At 70.3% G+C, this 18,893-nt stretch carries 16 protein-coding genes; 5 read left to right on the top strand and 11 right to left on the bottom strand.

All coding sequences use genetic code 11. From position 1 onward, the window contains the following. Nucleotides 1-37 precede the first annotated feature (37 nt). From uidB to E1181_RS02085, 5 genes are all read right to left on the bottom strand, one after another. Nucleotides 38-1,387: a glucuronide transporter gene (gene uidB, locus E1181_RS02105; protein WP_132672154.1), complete on the bottom strand. Its 1,350-nt coding sequence runs from the start codon at nt 1,385-1,387 to the stop codon at nt 38-40. Nucleotides 1,388-1,403: 16 nt separating this feature from the next. Continuing rightward, entirely contained in the window at nt 1,404-3,197 is a 1,794-nt protein-coding gene (gene uidA, locus E1181_RS02100; RefSeq protein WP_132672153.1) for a beta-glucuronidase, read from the bottom strand. Between the two features lie 101 nt (nt 3,198-3,298). Continuing rightward, nucleotides 3,299-4,603, bottom strand: coding sequence for a mannitol dehydrogenase family protein (locus E1181_RS02095; protein ID WP_235875751.1), 1,305 nt, complete (start codon nt 4,601-4,603; stop codon nt 3,299-3,301). After that, nucleotides 4,600-6,042: a glucuronate isomerase gene (gene uxaC, locus E1181_RS02090; RefSeq protein WP_132672152.1), complete on the bottom strand. Its 1,443-nt coding sequence runs from the start codon at nt 6,040-6,042 to the stop codon at nt 4,600-4,602. Before uxaC ends, E1181_RS02095 begins: the two co-directional genes overlap by 4 nt. A 60-nt stretch (nt 6,043-6,102) precedes the next feature. Beyond that, complete coding sequence (locus E1181_RS02085) at nt 6,103-7,095, bottom strand: LacI family DNA-binding transcriptional regulator (protein ID WP_132672151.1); 993 nt, start codon at nt 7,093-7,095, stop codon at nt 6,103-6,105. A gap of 120 nt (nt 7,096-7,215) precedes the next feature. On the opposite strand from E1181_RS02085, the gene manD reads away from it, so the two are divergent. Next, a complete protein-coding gene (gene manD, locus E1181_RS02080; RefSeq protein ID WP_132672150.1) occupies nt 7,216-8,451 on the top strand; it encodes a D-mannonate dehydratase ManD in 1,236 nt (411 codons plus the stop codon). 245 nt (nt 8,452-8,696) lie between these two features. Here the strand turns inward: manD and E1181_RS02075 are convergent, their stop codons facing one another. Both E1181_RS02075 and E1181_RS02070 read right to left on the bottom strand, forming a co-directional pair. After that, the gene (locus E1181_RS02075) at nt 8,697-10,286 is read right to left on the bottom strand and encodes an L-lactate permease (protein ID WP_132672149.1); all 1,590 of its coding nucleotides are present in this window, start codon (nt 10,284-10,286) and stop codon (nt 8,697-8,699) included. 109 nt (nt 10,287-10,395) lie between these two features. After that, nucleotides 10,396-10,968, bottom strand: coding sequence for a TetR/AcrR family transcriptional regulator (locus E1181_RS02070; protein WP_132672148.1), 573 nt, complete (start codon nt 10,966-10,968; stop codon nt 10,396-10,398). Nucleotides 10,969-11,130: 162 nt separating this feature from the next. Here E1181_RS02070 and E1181_RS02065 point away from each other — a divergent pair, with 162 nt between their 5' ends. Both E1181_RS02065 and E1181_RS02060 read left to right on the top strand, forming a co-directional pair. Then, a complete protein-coding gene (locus tag E1181_RS02065) occupies nt 11,131-11,721 on the top strand; it encodes a hypothetical protein (RefSeq protein ID WP_132672147.1) in 591 nt (196 codons plus the stop codon). Between the two features lie 220 nt (nt 11,722-11,941). Next, the gene (locus E1181_RS02060; RefSeq protein WP_132672146.1) at nt 11,942-12,832 is read left to right on the top strand and encodes an MIP/aquaporin family protein; all 891 of its coding nucleotides are present in this window, start codon (nt 11,942-11,944) and stop codon (nt 12,830-12,832) included. Nucleotides 12,833-12,865: 33 nt separating this feature from the next. Here the strand turns inward: E1181_RS02060 and E1181_RS02055 are convergent, their stop codons facing one another. Both E1181_RS02055 and E1181_RS02050 read right to left on the bottom strand, forming a co-directional pair. Continuing rightward, on the bottom strand, nt 12,866-13,534 hold the full coding sequence (locus tag E1181_RS02055; RefSeq protein ID WP_132672145.1) for a response regulator: 669 nt from the start codon (nt 13,532-13,534) through the stop codon (nt 12,866-12,868). Then, nucleotides 13,531-15,138: a sensor histidine kinase gene (locus E1181_RS02050; RefSeq protein ID WP_235875749.1), complete on the bottom strand. Its 1,608-nt coding sequence runs from the start codon at nt 15,136-15,138 to the stop codon at nt 13,531-13,533. The genes E1181_RS02055 and E1181_RS02050 overlap by 4 nt, the downstream gene beginning before the upstream one ends. Before the next feature lie 164 nt (nt 15,139-15,302). On the opposite strand from E1181_RS02050, the gene E1181_RS02045 reads away from it, so the two are divergent. Continuing rightward, nucleotides 15,303-16,652 carry a CitMHS family transporter gene (locus E1181_RS02045; RefSeq protein ID WP_132672144.1) on the top strand — a complete coding sequence of 450 codons (1,350 nt, stop codon included), beginning with the start codon at nt 15,303-15,305 and terminating at the stop codon, nt 16,650-16,652. Between the two features lie 172 nt (nt 16,653-16,824). Here E1181_RS02045 and E1181_RS02040 read toward each other — a convergent pair whose 3' ends face one another. Both E1181_RS02040 and E1181_RS02035 read right to left on the bottom strand, forming a co-directional pair. After that, on the bottom strand, nt 16,825-17,064 hold the full coding sequence (locus tag E1181_RS02040; protein ID WP_132672143.1) for a hypothetical protein: 240 nt from the start codon (nt 17,062-17,064) through the stop codon (nt 16,825-16,827). A 32-nt stretch (nt 17,065-17,096) separates the two neighbouring features. After that, on the bottom strand, nt 17,097-17,942 hold the full coding sequence (locus tag E1181_RS02035) for an aldo/keto reductase (RefSeq protein ID WP_235875747.1): 846 nt from the start codon (nt 17,940-17,942) through the stop codon (nt 17,097-17,099). A gap of 178 nt (nt 17,943-18,120) precedes the next feature. Between E1181_RS02035 and E1181_RS02030 the strand changes: the two genes are divergently transcribed. After that, nucleotides 18,121-18,885: a class I SAM-dependent methyltransferase gene (locus E1181_RS02030; protein WP_132672142.1), complete on the top strand. Its 765-nt coding sequence runs from the start codon at nt 18,121-18,123 to the stop codon at nt 18,883-18,885. The last annotated feature ends 8 nt before the right edge of the window (nt 18,886-18,893 follow it).

Raw genomic sequence — 18,893 nt, 5'->3', positions numbered from 1 at the left:
GGCGAGGCCGCTTCGCGCGGCCTCGCCGGTGGTCGGGTCAGGCGGGGGTGTGCGTCTTCGCGCCCTCGCGGCGCTCGGCGACCTCGGCGGTCATGTCGCGGAAGCGCTTCTCGGTGAGCGGGTAGAAGGCCATGATCGCGATGCCGACCGCCGCGCAGCCGATCGGGACGATGCCCGCTGCGGCCCGGATTCCCCAGAGCGCCGTGGCGCTCTGCACCTCCGCGCCGCCGACGTAGCCGGCGAGCCCGATCGTGTAGGCCGCCGCTGCGCCACCGAGGGCCTGGCCGACCTTGCGGACGAACGAGAACACCGCGTAGGTGGTGCCTTCGGTGCGCGCGCCCGTCCGCCACTCGCCGTACTCCACCGTGTCGGCCTCCAACGACCACATCAGCGTGTTGACCAGGCCCAGCCCGGTGCCGATGAGCACGAACGCGCCGAGGGCGAGGTAGGGCGTCGAGGCGGGCGCGACCATCGCCACCGCGGAGCCGACTGCCGTGACCGCACCACCGGCCATGTAGCCCGCCCGCTTGCCGATCGTGCGCACCACGTGCGGGACCACCGGCGCGATCAGGAACATCAGTCCTGTTTGGAGCGCCGTGAGCACGATGTAGAGGTTGGCGTCGCCCAAGACGTCCCGCGCGTAGTAGACGCCGATCGTCTGGATCGAGAACATCGCGGTCAGGAAGAACAGCGAGCTGACGCACAGCAGTTGCAGCGGCGTGTTCTGCCGCAGCGTGCGCAGGCTCGTCCGCAACCCGACGGTGCCCACGTCGCGCTGGACGGTCTCGCGAGCGGTGAAGAAGGTGAACAGGTACAGCGCCGAGCCGATGACCACGAACACCAGCGTGGTCAGCTGCAACGACGCCTGCAGGTTCTCCGCGTTCTTGATCTGCGGTGCGACCACGAGGCTCAGCAGGAGCATCGTCGCCGCCGACCCCATCGACCGCGCGCTGGCGAGCTTCGCGCGCTCCACGGGTTCCTGCGTCATCGCCGCGGCCAGCGACCCGTAGGGGATGTTGACCAGGCTGTAGACCGTTCCGACCGCCGCGTAGGTGAGGTAGGCGTAGATCAGCTTCGCCGTCAGGCTGCCGTCCGGCACCGAGAACGTCGCCACGCTCAGCAGCAGCAGCGGAAGCGACCCGAACAGCAGCCAGGGGCGGAACTTCCCCCACCGGCTCGACGTCCGGTCCACCAGGCGGCCCGCGACGAGATCGGCGATGCCGTCCCACACCCGCACGATGAGGAAGAGGGTTCCCGCTGCGGCGGCGGGGATCCCGGCCACGTCGGTGTAGTAGAGCAGCAGGAACATCGAGGCCATCGAGAAGGCCAGGTTGTTGGCGGCGTCGCCGGCCGCGTAACCGAGGAGCTGTTGCGCTCTGAGCTTCATCGGACCACCTCCCCCGTCACTCGACCGCCTCGCCGCGCGCGTGCCAGCGGCGCTTCAGCGAGAACGCGGCGGCCTTCGGGCGGCGGTCGCGGGTGAACACGCCCTTCTTGTTGCCGTCCACGCGCGCGAAGCCCGCACTGGTGGCGAAGTCGGCGAAGTTCCAGACCTGCTCCCCGACAACGGCTTCCACCCGGTCGAACACGCGGTGGTACATCTCCAGCAGCTCGACCTGGTACTCCTCGGTCCACGGCTGGGACACCGCGGAGTGCACGCCCGCCTGGGCGTCCGCGCCGTACTCGGTCATGATGATCGGCTTGCCCTCGCACCGCACCCACTCGTGGAGCTCGGCCTCCAGCGCGCGCTCCGCGGCGGCCAGGTCACCGGCCTGGACGTACCAGCCGTAGTAGCGGTTGATCATCACCACGTCGGAGAACTCGGCGACCTTGCACTCGCCCGCCCGGGCGAACATGACGTTGACGAACCCGACCGGTCGAGAGGGGTCGAGAGCGCGCGCTTCGGCGAACAGCGGCTTGAAGTAGTCGCGGGCGGCGTCGGTGTGCGACTCCGGTTCGTTGGCGATGCTCCACAGCACGACGCTGGGGTGGTTCTTGTCCCGTTCCACCAGCTCGCGGATCGCCTGCCGGTGCGCCTCCTGGGTGCGGGCGCTGACCGTCTCGTCCGAGTAGGTCTCCTGCGTGCTGGAGGAGACGATGCCCCCGCCGATGCCGAGGTTGAGACCCACCGCCGCGGTCTCGTCGATCACCACGATGCCGTGCCGGTCGGCGTAGTCGAGCACCTCCTCCGCGTAGGGGTAGTGCGAGGTGCGCAGGGAGTTGGCACCGATCCACTCCAGCAGGGCGAAGTCGTGCACCATCGACGCGTCGTCGTGGCCCTTGCCGCGCACCACGTGGTCCTCGTGCATGCCGAAACCGGTGAAGTAGAACGGTTCTCCGTTGATCAGGAAGTCCGTCCCGTCGATGGCGACGGTCCGCACGCCCACGTTCAGCGAGTACCGGTCGACGACGGCCCCGCCGGCGTCGAGCAGCTCCACGCGCAGCTCGTAGAGGTACCCCTCGCCGGGCCGCCACGGGTGCACGTCCTCGACCCGCAGCCGACCCGACAGGCCCTCGGCCCGCGCGACCTCGGTTCCCGCCGCGTCGTGCAGAGCGACGAGCGCCCGCTCGCCCTCCGAGGCGCGCACCTCGTAGTCGACGATTCCGGCCAGCCCGTCGAGGTCGGTCGTGACCGTCACGTCGGTGATGTGCGCGGGCGGGGTCGCGTACAGCGACACCGTGCGGTGCAGGCCGGCGTAGTTGAAGAAGTCGTGGTGGTAGCGCTGCCTCGGCCCGTCGGGGGTGTCCTCGACGTAGCCGGGCGGGATGGAGTCCCAGTCCAGCCGGTTGTCGACGACGACGGTGACGCGGTTGGCCTCGCCCAGTCGCACCAGATCCGTCACGTCGGCTTCGAACGGGGTGTAGCCGCCCACGTGCGAGACGACCTCCTGGTCGTCGACCCACACCGTGGCGCGGTGCGCCGCGGCGCCGAAGCGCAGCACGATCCGCTGCCCGCCCCAGGTCGCAGGCACGTGCGCGGACGTCTGGTACCAGACCTCGCCGACGTGATCGCGCACCGCCGCATCGGCGGGGATGTCGTTGTAGCTGGCCGGAACCGGCATCTCGGCTTTGCCCGGCAGCGCGCCGCGCCACCACTGCTGGTCGCGCCCGACCCCCTCGGCGTCGAGCGCGAAGCGCCACAACCCGTCGAGCGCGCGGCAGTCGCGGAAGGCGTTGGTGAGAGGACGAAGCATCATTGCTCCCTTCATCTTCGGGTTCCACGCCCGGGGCAGCCGTCGTATCGCGGCTGCACCGACGCGGGGTCAGGGGACGGTCCCGCTCGGAGCGGGCCCGGGCGTCAGCGGCGGGTCGTCAGCACCGAACCCCGGCCGGCCATCGACCGCACTTCGGCTCCGACGGCGGAGACCAGCTCGTCGTCCGCACCGATCTCCGGGTCCAGGGCGAGCAGCGACCGGCGGACGGCGTCGGTCGACCGCGCCGCCTCGGCCAGCTCGGCGTCGCGCGGGTCGCGGGCCTGCCCGGTCTGGACGTGGCGCAACCACGCCGCGAGCCCGAACACCACCGGTGCGGGCAACCGGCCCGCGGCGCGCTCCGCGCGGAAGACCGGCAGCAGGCGGGCCGGGATCTTCTGCGAGCCGTCGTGGGCGATCTGCGCCAGCTCGTGCCGGATGCCTCGCGCGGCGAATCGGATGAGCAGGTTCCGCCGGTATTCGGCGATCTCCGCCGGATCCACGGCGATGTGCCGGGCGGCGGTGTCCCACCACTCCTGCACGAGCGCGGCGAGGCGACCGTCGTTGACGGCGTCGCGGATGGTGCGGTGGCCGCGCGCGAGCCCGGCGTAGGCGAGCAGCGTGTGCGCGCCGTTGAGGAACCACAGCTTCCGGCTGGCGTAGACGTCGATGTCGTCGACGAACCGCGCTCCGCGCCGCTCCCACCGCGGTCGTCCGGCGGCGAAGCTCCCGCACAGCAGCCATTCGGTGAACGGCTCGGCCACCACGGGCGCCGCGTCGCGGAGCCCGCTCAGCCGCGCGGCGGCCTCCGCGTCGCCGCTGACCGGCGCGGGCGTGATCCGGTCGACGACCGTGCTGACGATGCTGACGTGGTCCTCGATCCACCCGGCGAACCGGGCGTCGTCGCTCACCGACGCGCGGAGCACCGAGCGCAGCACCGCGCCGTTGGCGGGGAGGTTGTCGCAGGGGACCACCGTGATGGGCGCGCCGTTGGCCCGGTACCGCCCGCGCAGCCCGGCCAGCAGCCGGGCCGTGGCGGAGTCCCGTCCGGGTTCCGGTGGCGCGTAGGCCGCCTCGGTGACGGTCAGGGTGAGCACCTCGACCTCGGGCGAGGCGAGGTCGCGCAACCACGGCTCCACCTCGCCGCCCGCGTGCGCGCGGCTGATGGCACCGATCGCCTCCACCGCGTCCGCCTCGCCCGGCACGCGCATCGTGTACGCGCCCTCCTGCGCGTTGAGGGCGCGCGGCAGCTCGGTGTTGCGGAACGTGTAGGCGGCGATCCCCCAGTCCGGCGCGGCGGCGGTGTACCACGCCTGGTGGGAGCGGTGGAAACTGCCCAGCCCCAGGTGCACGGCGCGCACGGGCGCGGCGGGGGCGAGCTTCGCCGAGGCCCGCGTGATCGCGGCGGTCACAGCCGGAACGCCTTGCGCGGCAGGGCGTCGTTGAGGTCGTGCAGCACCGCCGCCGCGTCCTCCTCGCTCATGACGTGCTCGGCGACCAGGCTCGCCAGATGTCCGGCGTCGACCCGCCGCGCCGTGTCGTGGCGGGCCGGGATCGAGCAGAAACCCCGCGTGTCATCGACGAATCCGGCAGTGCGGTGGAATCCCGCGGTCTCGGTCACCGCGTCGCGGAAACGGCGCATCGCGCGCGGCGCGTCGAGGAACCACCACGGAGCCCCCAGGTACAACGTCGGGTAGAACCCGGCCAGCGGCGCCAGCTCTCGCGAGAACACCGTCTCGTCGAGGGTGAACACCACGGACTGGAAGCGCGGGTGCGTGCCGAAGCGCTCCAGCATCGGCCGCAGCGCCAGGGTGAACTCGTTGCGCACGGGGATGTCGTGACCGGTGTCCGCGCCGTAGCGCGAGAACGTCGGCGAGTGGTGGTTGCGGCAACTCCCGGTGTGCAGCGCCATCACCAGACCGTCCTCGCTGGACATCCGAGCGCTCTCCCCCAGCAGCTGCCGGGACAGCAGCCGCGCCTGCTCGGGCGTCGCGGTTCCCCGGCGGACGGAGTCGAAGAGCCGGGACGCCTCGTCGACGGGGAGGAAGGCCATCTCGGGGCTCGGGGCGCCGTGGTCGGTGGCCGTCGCGCCGTGCTCCCGGAAGTGGTCGCGCCGGGCTTCCAGCGCCCGGACGAGGCCCTGGTAGCTGTCGGTGTCGATCCCGCTGGCCTGCGCGAGCTCGTCGAGCGCCCGCTGCCAGTCCTGGCCGGTGGCGTCGAGGTAGCGGTCCGGGCGGAAGGTCGGCACGACCCGGCCCGACCAGCTCGGATCGGCCGCCAGGGCCTGGTGGTGGCGCAGGTCGTCGGCCGGGTCGTCGGTGGTGGCCAGGACCTCGATGTTGAAGGACTCGAACAGCGCGCGCGGCCGCAGCGCGGGTTGCGCGAGCTTGTCGACGAGCTCGTCGTAGAGCTCGTCGGCGGTGGCCTCGGACGGCTGGAACCGCACGCCGAGCACGTCGTGCAGCTCGGACTCGATCCACTGCCGCGAGGCCGTGCCCAGGAAGTGGTGCCAGTGCGAGCAGAACGCCCGCCAGACCTCGCGCGGTTTCGCGGTCGGTGCGCCGTCGCCATCGCCGAGGCCGAGCTCGTTGAGCGACTTGCCGTGGGCGTGCAGCAGGCGGGTCACATAGTGATCCGGTGTCACCAGCAGCGACGCCGGATCGGTGAAGGGCTCGTCGGCGGCGAGCAGCGCGGGGTCGACGTGGCCGTGCGGGCTGATCAGCGGGAGGTCCCGCACGCTGTCGTACAGCCGGCGGGCGATCGCTCGCTCCGCCGGGTCCACCGGGAGCAGGCGGTCGGGGTGCGGGTTCAGCGGCGTGCGGGCCGTGCTTGATGCTGTGACACCGTCCATGAGCGGAGCTTCAGCTCCGGACGGGCCCGCTGACAACCGGTTGCCAGCAGTTGCCAGCCGCTACCGCCCGGCCGGGCCCGTCGACCCCCGGATGACCATGTGCGAGTCGAGGGTGAGCGAGCCGGGCCCGTCGCCGTGCCCCGACAACCGCGCGTGCAGCACGTCCACCGCGTAGGACCCGAGCTTGCCGGCGGGACCCGCGATCGTCGTCAGCCCGGGAACGGTGAGGTCGGCGCCGAAGATGTCGTCGCAGCCGATCAGCGACAGGTCGTCGGGCACCCGGACGCCGGTGGCCCGCAGGCGTTGCAGCGCACCGATCGCGATGAGGTCGTTGTAGCCGATCGCGGCCGACACCTTCCCCAGCACCAGCGCGTCCGCGGCGTCCTCGCCGCCCTTGCGGTTGGGCGCGAACGGGCCGAGGAACGACACCTCGATGTTCAGCTGCGACGCCTCGTCGCGCACCGCCTGCCAGCGCTGCCCGTTGATCCAGGAGTTGCGCGGCCCCGACAGGTAGGCGATGCGGCGGTGGCCGAGCACGGCGAGGTGGCGCACCGCCTTGCGCATCCCCGCCGCCGTGTCCACGACCAGGCTCGGCACGCCCTCGACCTGGCGGTTGATCATCACCAGCGGCCGGTAGTCGGCGATCTGCCGCACGGCCTCGTCGGAGAGCCGCGAGGTGGCCAGGATTCCGCCGCTGGTGGTGGCCAGCAGTTGACGCAGGTTGTTGGCCTCCAGCCGCGCCGACTCGTCGCTGTCGGTCAGCGCGAGCGTGAAGTTGCGCTCGATCGCCCGGCTCTGCGCCGCCTTGATCACGGCCGCGTAGTACGGGTTGGAGATGTCGGTGACCACCAGCGTCAGCACCCGGATGCGCCCCGGCGCCTCCGCCCTGGCCAGCGGGCGCGGCTCGTAGCCGATCGCGTCGGCCGCGGCCTGGACGAGCTCCCGGGTGGCGGGGCTGACCCGCGCGGGGTTGCTGAAGGTCCGGGAGACGGTGGACGCGGCGAGGCCGCACTCGCGGGCCACGTCGTAGATCGTCGGTCGTGCCTGCTTCACTCGGCCTCCGCGATCCGCTCGGTTGACAACAATCGGCAACAAGTTGTCATGGTAGCCGGGCGTCCTTAGCTTGGGGAACCAGTCCACGCTCGAAGTCCCGTTTCCCCAGAGGAGTCCGCTGTGCGCATCGACCGCGCCGACGTCATCGTCACCAGCCCCGGACGAAACTTCGTCACCTTGAAGATCACGACGTCCGACGGTGTGACCGGTTTCGGCGATGCCACGCTCAACGGCCGGGAGCTCGCGGTGGCCTCCTACCTCCGGGACCACGTCGCCCAGCTGCTCATCGGCCGCGACGCCCACCGCATCGAGGACACCTGGCAGTACCTGTACCGGGGCGGCTACTGGCGCCGGGGCCCGGTGACGATGGCGGCCATCGCCGCGGTCGACACGGCGTTGTGGGACATCAAGGCCAAGGCCGCGGGCATGCCGCTGTACCAGCTGCTCGGCGGTGAGAGCCGCGAGCGCTGCCAGGTCTACGGCCACGCCAGCGGACGGGAGCTGCCCGAGCTCTTCGACTCGATCCGGGCGCACCTCGACCTCGGTTTCACCGCGGTGCGGGTGCAGACCGGCGTCCCCGGACTGCCCTCGGTGTACGGGGTGGCGTCGAGCTCGGCCGCGGGCGACGGAGGAGGGCGCTACGACTACGAGCCCGCACGCAGGTCGGCCCGGCCCGCCGAGGAGACCTGGGACACCCGCGCCTACCTGCGTCACGTGCCGAGCGTCTTCGATGCGGTGCGCAACGAGTTCGGCCCCGAGCTGGCGCTGCTGCACGACGCGCACCACCGGCTCACCCCGATCCAGGCCGCGCGCCTGGGCCAGTCGCTGGAACCGTACGACCTGTTCTGGCTGGAGGACGTGACGCCGGCCGAGAACCAGGAGGCGCTGCGGCTGGTCCGCAGCCGCACGACCACGCCGCTGGCGATCGGCGAGGTGTTCAACACGATCTGGGACTACCAGACGCTCATCAGCGAGCAGCTCATCGACTACGTGCGCTCCCCCGTCACCCACGCGGGCGGCATCACCGGCGTGCGGCGGATCATGGACTACGCCGCGATGTACCAGATCAAGTCCGGGATGCACGGCCCGACCGACGTCTCGCCGGTCGGCATGTCGGCGGCCGTGCACCTCGGTATCGCGTTGCACAACTTCGGGATTCAGGAGTACATGCTCCACGACGAGCGGACCGACGAGGTGTTCGGACCGACCGTCGAGTTCGCCGGCGGCGGCCTGCGGCCGAGCCAGGAACCCGGTCTCGGCATCAACTTCGACGAGCAGCTGGCCCAGAAGTACCCGTACGAACCGGCGTACCTGCCGACCAACCGCCTCCTGGACGGCACGGTCCACGACTGGTGACCGACGATCCCCAGCCGGGACGCAAGTCCACTCAGGACAGACCTAGGAGTCGTCTAAGAAGGCGGCCGTAGCCGCCGTTTCAGGTGTGGGACTCAGCTCGCACCGCCGCGGGTTCTGACACGTCTTCTGGCGAGGACAGCCGTTGCGCCGTGTAGTGGACACACATCAGCAACGGATCCCGCAGCCAGACGACGTGTCAGGTTCCGCCACCCGCACCGCCAAGCAGAACAACCCACGAAGAACTCCTAAGGCACCATCCAGCCCAGGACCGGTAGCGACTGCAGGTAGGCCAAGGCGCACATCAGGACGAGGAAGATCAGGCTCCACGGCAGGACTCGGCGGAAGATGTCGCCCTCCCGGCCGGACATGCCGACCGCGCCCGCGGCGATGGCGAGGTTCTGCGGCGAGATCATCTTGCCCAGGACCCCGCCGGAGCCGTTCGAGGCGGCGGCCAGCGTGGGATCCATGCCCACCTGGTTGGCCGCGGAGACCTGCAGCGCGCCGAACAGCGAGTTCGACGAGGTGTCGGAGCCGGTGACCGCCGTGCCCAGCCACCCGAGCACCGGCGAGATCAGCGCGAACACCCCACCGGCTCCGGCCATCCAGGTGCCCAGCGTGGCGGTCTGGCCGGAGGCGTTCATGACGTATGCGATGGCGAGCACCGACATCACGGTGACGATCGGCCACTTCAGCTGGGCGTAGGTGGCCAGGTAGCGCTCGACCGCGCGGCCCGGGGCGATGCCGATGGCCGGGATGCTCAGCAGGCCGGCGATGAGCAGGAGGCTTCCCGCGCTGGTGAGCCAGTTGAACTTGAACTCGGTCAGCGACAGCTCGTCCCCACCGGCGTCGGTGATGTGCAGGCCCGGCCAGTCGAACTTCACCGTCACGGCGTCGAGAACGTCGTTGACGAAGCCGATCTGGGCGATGACGAACACCGCGATGATGATCAGGTACGGCAGGTAGGCGCGCACGACCTCACCGCGGGAGTCGACCTCGGTGCTCGCCTCGGCCTCCAGGCCACCGCGCGGCGTCCACACCTTCAGCAGCAGGACCGTCGCGCCCGCGGCGACGAGCGAGGCGACGATGTCGGCCAGCGGCACGGAGATGTAGTTGGCGGAGACGAACTGCGCCAGACCGAAGGTGATGCCGCACGTCAGCGTCGCGGGCAGGGTCTGCCGGACGCCCTTGCGGCCGTCGAGGATGCCGACCAGCACGATCGGCACGAACACCGCCAGCAGCGGGGTCTGCCGACCGGTCATCGCACCCAGTTCCTCCAGCGGCAGGTCGGTGACGCTGGCCAGGGTGACCAACGGGGACGCCAGGGCGCCGAAGGCGACCGGGGCGGTGTTGGCGACCAGCGCCACGACGGCCGAGGTGATCGGTGAGAAGCCCAGCGCCAGCAGCATCACCGTGGTGATCGCGACCGGTGTGCCGAACCCGGCCAGGGCTTCCAGCAGGGCGCCGAAGCAGAAGGCGATGATCACCGCCTGGATCCGCCGGTCACCGCTGACCCGCGAGAACGACCGCTGCAGGACGCCGAAATGCCCTGTCGTGACGGTCATGTTGTAGACCCAGATCGCGTTGATGACGATCCACAGGATCGGGAAGAACCCGAACGCCGCGCCCAGCGACGCCGACAGCAGGGCCGGGACGACCGGCATCGGGTAGACCAGCACCGCGACGGCCAAGGCGACGACCAGTGCGATGAGCGAGGCCTTCCACGCCGCCATCCGGACGATGCCCAGCAGGACGAACAGCACCAGCAGCGGAAGCGCGGCGGCGAGCGCGCTCAACCCCAGCGAACCGAGCAGCGGATCCAGGACCTGTTCGTACACAGCCACTCCCTCGGGGCGTCGAACCGTTCCGGCGCAACATAACGGCCCGTTCGACCGGAGGAAGTCACACGACTACAACGAACCCGGCGACGACACCCGGAGAAATGGCTCAGGTGCCCGATTTCTCCCGACTTCGGAAGGTGAGGAGACCTTCGACCCCGCGCAGGAACGTCTCGCAGATGGGCTGCGGGTCGGCCAGGCAGCCCGCGGTCATGGCGCCGTCCCGCAGCATCACGAAGTGCCGGGCGGCGGGTTCGGGGTCGATCTTGCCGATCCCGGAGAAGAGCTCGGTCATCGTCTCCAGGAACCACTGCCGATGCGCGAGCACGGCGAGGTGGACCGGATGGCTCGGGTCGGGGTACTCGGCCGCGGCGTTGAGGAAGGCGCAGCCCCGGAAACCCGAGCTCTGGATGTCGCCGGTGATGGTCCGCCCCAGGGTTCGGACGGCGTCGGCCGAGGTGCGCTCGGAGGCGCGCGCCTCGTCCGCCCGCGCGCGGAACGCCTCGTCGGCCTGCGTCAGGTAGGCGACGAGGAGGTCGTCCTTGCTCGGGAAGTGCCGGTAGAGCGTGGCGCGGGTGACCTGCGCGTGCGCGATGACGCGATCGACGCCCACCGCGTGCAGGCCTTCGGCGTAGAACAGCTCGGTGGCCGCGTTGAGCAGGCGAGCTCGCGCCTCCGACATCCGTCCCCCGTTCGATCATCCGCCTGACCTGGTTCGAGGCTAGCAGATAGAACGATCGGTCTTGACAATCCGCTCCGGACGCAGCACGCTCAGGTGTACCGATCGTTCTATCTACTTGTTCGGGTGGACTCGTCCACCCGCTCCTCTGAGGGGATCGACCTGATGACACGTCCTGCTGAAGCGCCCCACGCCGACGGCACCGGCACGCGCCCGGAGCCGGGCAGCGGCGCGAAGTCGCTGCGAACGCTGTACTTCGTCCGCTTCGGATTCGCCGTGGCGTGGGCGGTTCTCACGGTGGTGCTGGCCAAGACGCTCAGCCCGGGAGCCGTCGCCCTGCTGGTGATCTACCCGCTTTTCGACGTCGCGGCGGCCGTGGTCGACTTCCGCTCCTCCGGCACCACGCGCCCGAAAGCACCGCTGCACCTCACCATGGGCTTGAGCCTGCTCGCCGCGATCGGTCTCGCCTTCGCCGCCACCTCCGGCGTCCCCGGCGTGCTGCGGGTCTGGGGCCTGTGGGCGATCACCGCCGGCATCGTCCAGCTGATCGTCGCGGTCCTGCGCCACCGGCTCGGCGGCCAGTGGGCGATGATCCTCAGCGGCGGCATCTCCGTCCTCGCCGGCATCAGCTTCCTCCTCATGGCCGGGAAGCCGAACCCCTCGCTCACCGGCATCGCGGGTTACGCGACGCTCGGCGGTATCTTCTTCCTCATCTCCGCGATCCGCCTGCACCAGGCGGCCAAGCGCACCCGGTGACCGCCCGGGGCCTTCGACCGTCCTCGGTCGGAGGCCTCGTTCCTTTGTGGAACCGGTGAATCGCGCTGCCGCTGAACGCTTGTACGACGGATTCCCCTGCGATGAGGAAATGCGCGGGACGGGCATGGGCCCTAAGCTGCTTGCGGAAGTTCATCCCCACGGGGCAAGTTGGCGACGCCGATGGTGTTCGCAAGCGCGTCGCCCGCGTGATGGAGAACCGATGGCTGAGCCGAAACAACGCCGCCCCGGTTACGGCAAGGGGCTCTCCGGCGAACTGCTGGCGGAGTTCCTGGGAACCTTCGTGCTGATTCTGCTGGGCTGCGCGTCCGTCGCAGTCGCCGTCGCCGGGCTACCGGGGTCCGGACGGCAATCTGATCCCTTCGGTGCCGCGAACTGGCTCATCATCGCCTTCGGCTGGGGATTCGCCGTGGTGTTCGGAGTCTACGTCGCGGGCGGGGTGTCCGGCGCGCACATCAACCCGGCGGTGACGCTGGCGTTCGCGGTGCGGCGGGCCTTCCCCTGGGTGAAGGTCGTGCCCTACATGCTGGCCCAGCTCGTGGGCGCGTTCGCGGCCGCCGCGGTGGTGTACTCGGTGTACAGCTGGGCGATCGACGCGTTCAACGCGAAAGCCGGTGTACCGCGCTCCGAATCGCTGGACACCTACGCGATCTTCGCGACGTTCCCGGCCGAGTACTTCGGCGGGTCGTGGTGGGGTCCGCTGCTGGATCAGATCGTGGGAACGGCTGTTCTGGTCCTGCTGATCTTCGCGTTGATCGATGCGCGCAACAGCGCTCCGGCGGCCAACCTCGGGCCCTTCCTGATCGGCATGGTGGTGACCACCATCGGTTTGACGTTCGGCCCCAACGCGGGCTACGCGATCAACCCGGCACGTGACTTCGGCCCGCGGTTGTGGACGTTCCTCACCGGCTGGGGTGAGCTCGCCCTACCCGGGACCCACGAGTGGTTCAGCTTCTACTTCTGGATCCCGATCGTCGGCCCGCTCATCGGGGCGGTGGTCGGCGCCGTGGTGTACGACCTGTTCATCGGGCAGGTCGTCGCGGCCCGCACGAGCGCGCCGGAACCCGGCCGAGCGGGCGACACGTCGTCGTGAGGCGCCCGGCCCTGCCGTGAGCCCGAGCAGCCCCTAACGAGCACCGGGGATCGGTTCGTACTGGTGCTCCGGACGGCCGCTCGCGCCGTATCTGAGGGTCATGATCGCCTGGCCCTCCTGGGTGAGGGAGGCGAGGTAGCGCTGCGCTGTGGCGCGGGAAATGCCGAGCTCGTCGGCGATTTCAGCCGCGGAGCGGGCTCTCCCGTCGTTGCGCAGCGCGTCGAGCACGAGTTGCGTGGTCAGCGACGAGCGCCCCTTCGGGGCCGCCGGCCGGTCGCCCTCGCGCAGCAGCCGGAGGGCTCGGTCGATCTCCTCCTGGTCGATGGCGCCGCCGGTCACCGGCAGCCGCGAGTGGTAGCGGGCGAAGGCGTTGAGCCGGTCGGCGAGCTGTTCGGCCGTGAACGGCTTGATGAGGTAGTTCAGCGCTCCGGCGGCGAAGGCCGCGCGCACCGTCGCCGGATCGGTGGCGGCGGTGAGCATGATGGCGTCGATCTCGAGTTCGGCGAGCAGCGCGATCCCGTCGTGGTCGGGCAGGTAGTTGTCGAGCAGCACCAGGTCGGGGTTCTGCTCGTCGATCAGCTCGCGCGCCTGCGCCGCCGTGTGGGCGATGCCCAGCACGCGGAACCCGGAGACCCGATCGGTGAACTCGGCGTGCACCTGCGCCACCCGGAAATCGTCGTCCACCACGACCACGCCGATCACGACTTCGCCTCCTCGCTCGCTGGGGAACCGTCTTCGAGCGCGCCCGGCAGCTCCGCCACGAACAGCGCGCCGGACTCCTCGCCGGGGCCGGCGACGCGCACGTCGCCGCCGAGGCTGCGCGCCGCCTGCCTGCACAGAGCGAGCCCGAGCCCGTGGCCGCCGGACGACTTCGAGGAGACGCCTTCGACGAAGATCTCCTCGCGCAACTCCTCCGGAACACCATCACCGCTGTCCACAACGGACACGTGCAGCGTGGTCCCGTCGGCCAGCAGGTCCACTTCCACGCGCGGCCGGGCAGCACCCACACGCGCGGCGTCGATGGCGTTGTCGACCAGGTTGCCGACCACGGTCATCACCTCCACCGGTGCGCGCAGCGGCGAGGGCACCCAGCTCGTCTCGGCCAGTTCGAGCTCGACGCCCTTCTCCAGCGCCACCGACTTCTTCGCGGACAGGAACGACACCAGGTAGGGGTCGCGCACCGCTTCGGCGGCCGGCCCCAGGCCGGTGACCTGCCCGTGGGTGAGCGCCTGCACGTATTCGACGGCTTCCTCCTGCCGCCCGGTCTGCAGCAGCCCGGACAGGGTGTGCAGGCGGTTGGTGAACTCGTGTCGCTGGGCGCGCAGCGTGTTGGTCGTGCTCCGCACGTTGTCGAGCTCGCGGTTCAGCGACTCCAGGTCGGTGCGGTCGCGCAGGGTGAGCACGCTGCCGAGCTCGACGCCTCCGCGCTGCACGGGCCGGTGATGGGCGACCAGGACCCGGTCGCCGGACAGCGCGATCAGGTTGTCGGCCTGGCGACCGCTGAGCAGCAGCTCCCGCAGCCGCGGCGGGATGTCCAGCGCGGTCGTCGGCGTGCCGACCTCCAGCGGCGTGCCGAGCAGCTTCTCGGCCTCGCCGTTGCGGACCGAGACGTCGCCGGTGGCGTCGACGGCGAGCACGCCCTCCCCGATCCCGTAGAGCACGGCTTCGCGCTGGCGGACCAGCTCGGCGAGCTCCTCCGGTTCGAGCCCGAGGGTGCGCCGCTTGAGCAGGCGGGTCAGCCACGCGGCACCGGCGATCCCGACCAGCAGGGCACCGCCGGTGAACGCCGCGGTGGTGCCGATCAGCCGCAGCACCGCGGTGTTGATGTCCTCGGCGTCGAACCCGACGCTGACCTGGCCGATGACGCCGCCGTCGGGTCCGCGCAGCGGGACCTTGCCGCGCGCGGAGAGCCCGAGGGTGCCGCGCTGCACGTTCACGATCTCGTGGCCGGCGAGGACCTGGCGCGGATCGGTGCTGACCGGCTCGCCGATCTCGTCGGGGTTGGGGTGCGACATCCGGATGCCGTGGCGATCGGTGACGACCACGAACAGCGCCCCGGACGCCGCCCGGGCCCGGTCGGCCTGCGCGCGCACCCCGGGCTGGTCGCCGCGCGCCACCGCGCCCGCCAGGTCGGTGTCGGTGGCCAGCACCTGGGCTGCGGTGAGGGCGCGCTGACCGTACTGGTCGACGAGGTGGCGGTCGAGCAGCGACGCGACGAGGAAGAACCCGATCGTGGTGACCAGGGTGATCAGACCGATCTGCATGAGCAGTGCTTGTCGCGCGAACCGCATCGGGCGGTGGGGCATGTCCCGACGATACGTCGTGAGCAGAACGCGCAGAACGTTCTCAACGCGAGATACGCGGACAACATCGACAAATCTCGTCAGAGCGACGTAGCTCACCTACGGTTCCCCGGAACGCAACGGCGCTGCAAGTGGGACCACCGGAGGTCCGCAGGGAGGAGGACGCGTTGATCGCGCTACTCGGCTTGAGCATGGTGACGGTTTTCCTCTACTTGGTGATGAGCAAGCGGCTGTCACCGATGGTCTCGCTGATCGCGGTTCCGATGCTCTTCGCCGTGATCGGCGGCTTCGCCCCGGACCTCGGCGACATGATCACCGACGGCATCAAGTCGGTCGCCCCGACGGCGGCGATGCTGCTGTTCGCGATCCTCTACTTCGGGATCATGATCGACGCCGGGCTGTTCGACCCGATCGCGCGCGGCGTGGTCAAGCTGACCCGCAACGACCCGCTGCGCCTGATCATGGGCACGGTCGCCCTGGTGGCGCTGGTGTCGTTGGACGGCGACGGCACGACCACGTTCATGATCACGGTCTCGGCGCTGCTGCCGATCTACCGCAGGCTGGGCGTCAGCCCGGTGCTGATGACGGGCCTGGCGTGCTTGACCAACGCGATCCTCAACGTGGTGCCGTGGGGCGGTCCCGCCGCTCGCGCCGCGAGCGCGCTGCGCCTGGACCCGCAGGAGCTGTTCGTGCCGATGATCCCGGCGCTGGCCGCCGGTCTGGTCACCGTCTTCGTCCTCGCCTACGCCCTGGGCCTGCGGGAGCGCGCGAGGCTGCGCACCGCCGCACCGGTTCTGGTCGGCGCGGGCGGCCCCCCGGTCGGCGGCTCGGATGACGCGACGTCCTTCGACGGCGGCTCGGCGGACTTCGACGTGCTCGCCCCGGACCGCGAATCGCTGCGCCCGAAGCTGTACTGGTTCAACGCCGGTCTGACGATCGCGCTGCTGACCGCCCTGATCATCGGCGTGCTGCCGATCTCGGTGCTGTTCATGATCGGCTGCGCCCTGGCGCTGCTCGTCAACTACCCGCGGCTGGAGCAGCAGCGCGACCGCATCGCCTCGCACGCCGACAGCGTTGTCGCCGTGGTCGCCATGGTGTTCGCCGCGGCGGTGTTCACCGGGGTCCTCTCGGGCACGGGCATGATCGAGCAGATGGCGCAGTACCTGCTCACGGCGCTGCCCGACGCCCTGTTCCCGTTCTTCAGCATCATCGTCGCGGTGCTGAGCGTGCCGTTCACGTTCTTCATGAGCAACGACGCCTTCTACTTCGGCGTCATGCCGATCCTCGCCGAAGCCGGTGCCCAGCACGGGATCGGCGCGATGGAGATCGCACGGGCTTCCCTGCTCGGCCAGCCCATCCACATGCTCAGCCCGCTGGTCCCGGCGATGTACGTCCTCATCGGACTGGCCAAGGTCGACCTCGGCGACCACCACCGCTTCGCGATCAAGTGGGCCCTGCTGGTCTGCGCCGTGGTCATCACGACCGGCCTCGGCCTCGGCCTCATCAACATCCACTGACCCAACCCCACACCTCCGCCCTCGACGGCCCCACCCGTCGAGGGCGGAGCGGGCCGGACCGACTCATCGACCTCCGCGAAGGACCGCCGTCCGCGCCCTGCACCAGCCCGGGGCCGCGCTCAGCCAGTGCGCGGCGGCGGACCGCCCATTCGGAATTCACCCACTCCGCACGCTAGGGCTGATCGTCGTGCCGCTGCGCGGTATGCCGTGTACCAGTAGGGAACTTGGTCAACTCCTCCTGCGGTGGCAGCTGGTCGATCAACTCGTCGGCTGCGGAGAGTTCGCGGACCGCGTCGCGTGAGGACACCGGTGCGCCCAAGCCGATCGAGACGCCGCAACCGACGTCCTCGAAGAACTCGCGGCAGCACTGCGCGAGACGGTCTCCCCGGCAGAAGTCGTCGACGAGATCCACTCGGGATCACGCGACGTTCTAGCGGTGAGTGGTCACCCTCCGAGGGTGTTCAGCGCTCGTAGTTCTTCGTCGGTGAGTTCGAGGTCTTGGGTGGCGACGTTGGCGTGGAGGTGGTGGACGCTCGTCGTTCCCGGGAGCGGTACGACCTCCACGTCGTGCGCGCGGTTGCGGTGGTGGACCCAGGCCAGGGCCACTTGACCGGGTGTGACGTCGTGAGCGCGGGCGATGTCGACGACCGCGCCCGAGTCCGGATTCCGGTGCAACAGGCCGTGGTCCGTCGGGGAGTGGGCAACGATGGTCACCCCGAGGTCTGCTGCCGCGGGCACCAGCTCTCGCTCGATGTCGCGTTCGAGCAGAGACCACCGCTCTTGCAGCGCCGTGATCGGGTGGACCGCGTGAGCGCGGCGGAGGTCCTCGGCCGTCACGTTCGACAGGCCCAGGGCGCGCACCACTCCCCTGTCGACGAGTTCGGCCATCGCCGCGACGGTGTCCTCGATCGGGGTCGTCTCGCTGCGGTGGTGCAGGTAGTAGAGGTCGATGACGTCCACGCCCAGTCGCCGCAAGCTCGCCTCGGCCGCCTCGCGAACGTAGGCCGGGTCGGCTCGCACGTCGAAGTCACCGGCGACGTCGCCGTGCCACACCAGCCCGAACTTGCTGGCAAGCACCAACTCGTCCCTGCGACTCCGAACTGCGCGACCGACGAGTTCCTCGTTGCGGTACGCATCGGCGGTGTCGACCAGGCTGATCCCGGCGTCGAGCGCAGCGTGGATCACGGCGACCGGATCGCGATCGGGATCGGGATCGTCGTCGCGCTCGCGCAGTCTCATCGCGCCGAAGCCCTGGCCACCGAGTTCCATCCGCACTACCTCGCCTCTCATGCCGTTGCACGTGACGGTGTCCATGATGGTCGCCAGTGGGCGGCTTTGGTCCGAACCGGCCATGATCGATGTCTCCTTCGCCCGGGCAGTTCTGGCCAAACCTCTCACCAACCGACTGGCCAAGGTCGACCTCGGCGAAAGAGCGCCCGGCGTCGTCAGGGGCCGCTAATCTGCGGCGATGGACGGTGTTCCCGAGGAGTCCCTTCCCGCAGGACAGGGGCAGGTGAACGACTACGACAGCTTCGCCGAGGCGTACTCGGCGATGAACGAGAACAACCTCGTCAACGCCCACTACGAGCGCCCGGCGATGCTCGCCCTCGCCGGGGACGTGACCGGCCACCAGATCCTCGACGCGGGATGCGGGGCGGGCTCCCTGTCCGCCGCGCTGCGCGATCGAGGTGCCCTCGTCACCGGCGTCGACTCCAGCGCCGGGATGCTCGCCCTGGCGAGGCGGAGGCTCGGCGACGGAGCGGCCCTGCACCTAACCGACCTGCGGGAACCCCTGCCGTTCGCGGATGCCGCGTTCGACGAGGTGGTCGCCTCGCTCGTGCTGCACTACCTCGAGGACTGGGGTCCCGCGCTCGCCGAGTTCCGGCGGGTCCTCAAACCCGGTGGCCGGCTGATCGCCTCGGTGGACCACCCCTTCGTCGCGTACGCGATCCACGACCCCAGGCCCGACTACTTCGCGACCACGAGCTACAGCTTCGACTGGGAGTTCGGCGGGAAGACCTTCCCGATGACGTTCTGGCGCAGGCCGCTGCACGCGATGATCGACGCCTTCACAGCGGCCGGGTTCCGCCTCACCACCATCGGGGAACCGCAACCCGACCCGGCCGCCCGCGACCTCTCACCCGACGAGTTCCACCGCCTCGCCACGACACCCACGTTCCAGTTCTTCGTCGTCGACGTCCCCATGGCCGACGCCGAGCCCCAGCGGGGTTGAGGGGTGGT

This window comes from Saccharopolyspora terrae (genome assembly GCF_004348435.1).
Lineage (GTDB): Bacteria > Actinomycetota > Actinomycetes > Mycobacteriales > Pseudonocardiaceae > Saccharopolyspora > Saccharopolyspora endophytica.
The sequence above is the reverse complement of the archived record's forward strand: the minus strand, read 5'-3'. Positions and strand labels throughout refer to the sequence as shown.

Coding starts and splice junctions, on each gene's coding strand:
- E1181_RS02060 (WP_132672146.1), top strand. CDS start 11,942: ATGGCTGAGCCGAAACAACGCCGCCCCGGTTACGGCAAGGGGCTCTCC.
- uidA (WP_132672153.1), bottom strand. CDS start 3,197: ATGATGCTTCGTCCTCTCACCAACGCCTTCCGCGACTGCCGCGCGCTC.
- E1181_RS02070 (WP_132672148.1), bottom strand. CDS start 10,968: ATGTCGGAGGCGCGAGCTCGCCTGCTCAACGCGGCCACCGAGCTGTTC.
- E1181_RS02030 (WP_132672142.1), top strand. CDS start 18,121: ATGGACGGTGTTCCCGAGGAGTCCCTTCCCGCAGGACAGGGGCAGGTG.
- E1181_RS02050 (WP_235875749.1), bottom strand. CDS start 15,138: ATGCCCCACCGCCCGATGCGGTTCGCGCGACAAGCACTGCTCATGCAG.
- E1181_RS02035 (WP_235875747.1), bottom strand. CDS start 17,942: ATGAGAGGCGAGGTAGTGCGGATGGAACTCGGTGGCCAGGGCTTCGGC.
- uidB (WP_132672154.1), bottom strand. CDS start 1,387: ATGAAGCTCAGAGCGCAACAGCTCCTCGGTTACGCGGCCGGCGACGCC.
- uxaC (WP_132672152.1), bottom strand. CDS start 6,042: ATGGACGGTGTCACAGCATCAAGCACGGCCCGCACGCCGCTGAACCCG.
- E1181_RS02065 (WP_132672147.1), top strand. CDS start 11,131: ATGACACGTCCTGCTGAAGCGCCCCACGCCGACGGCACCGGCACGCGC.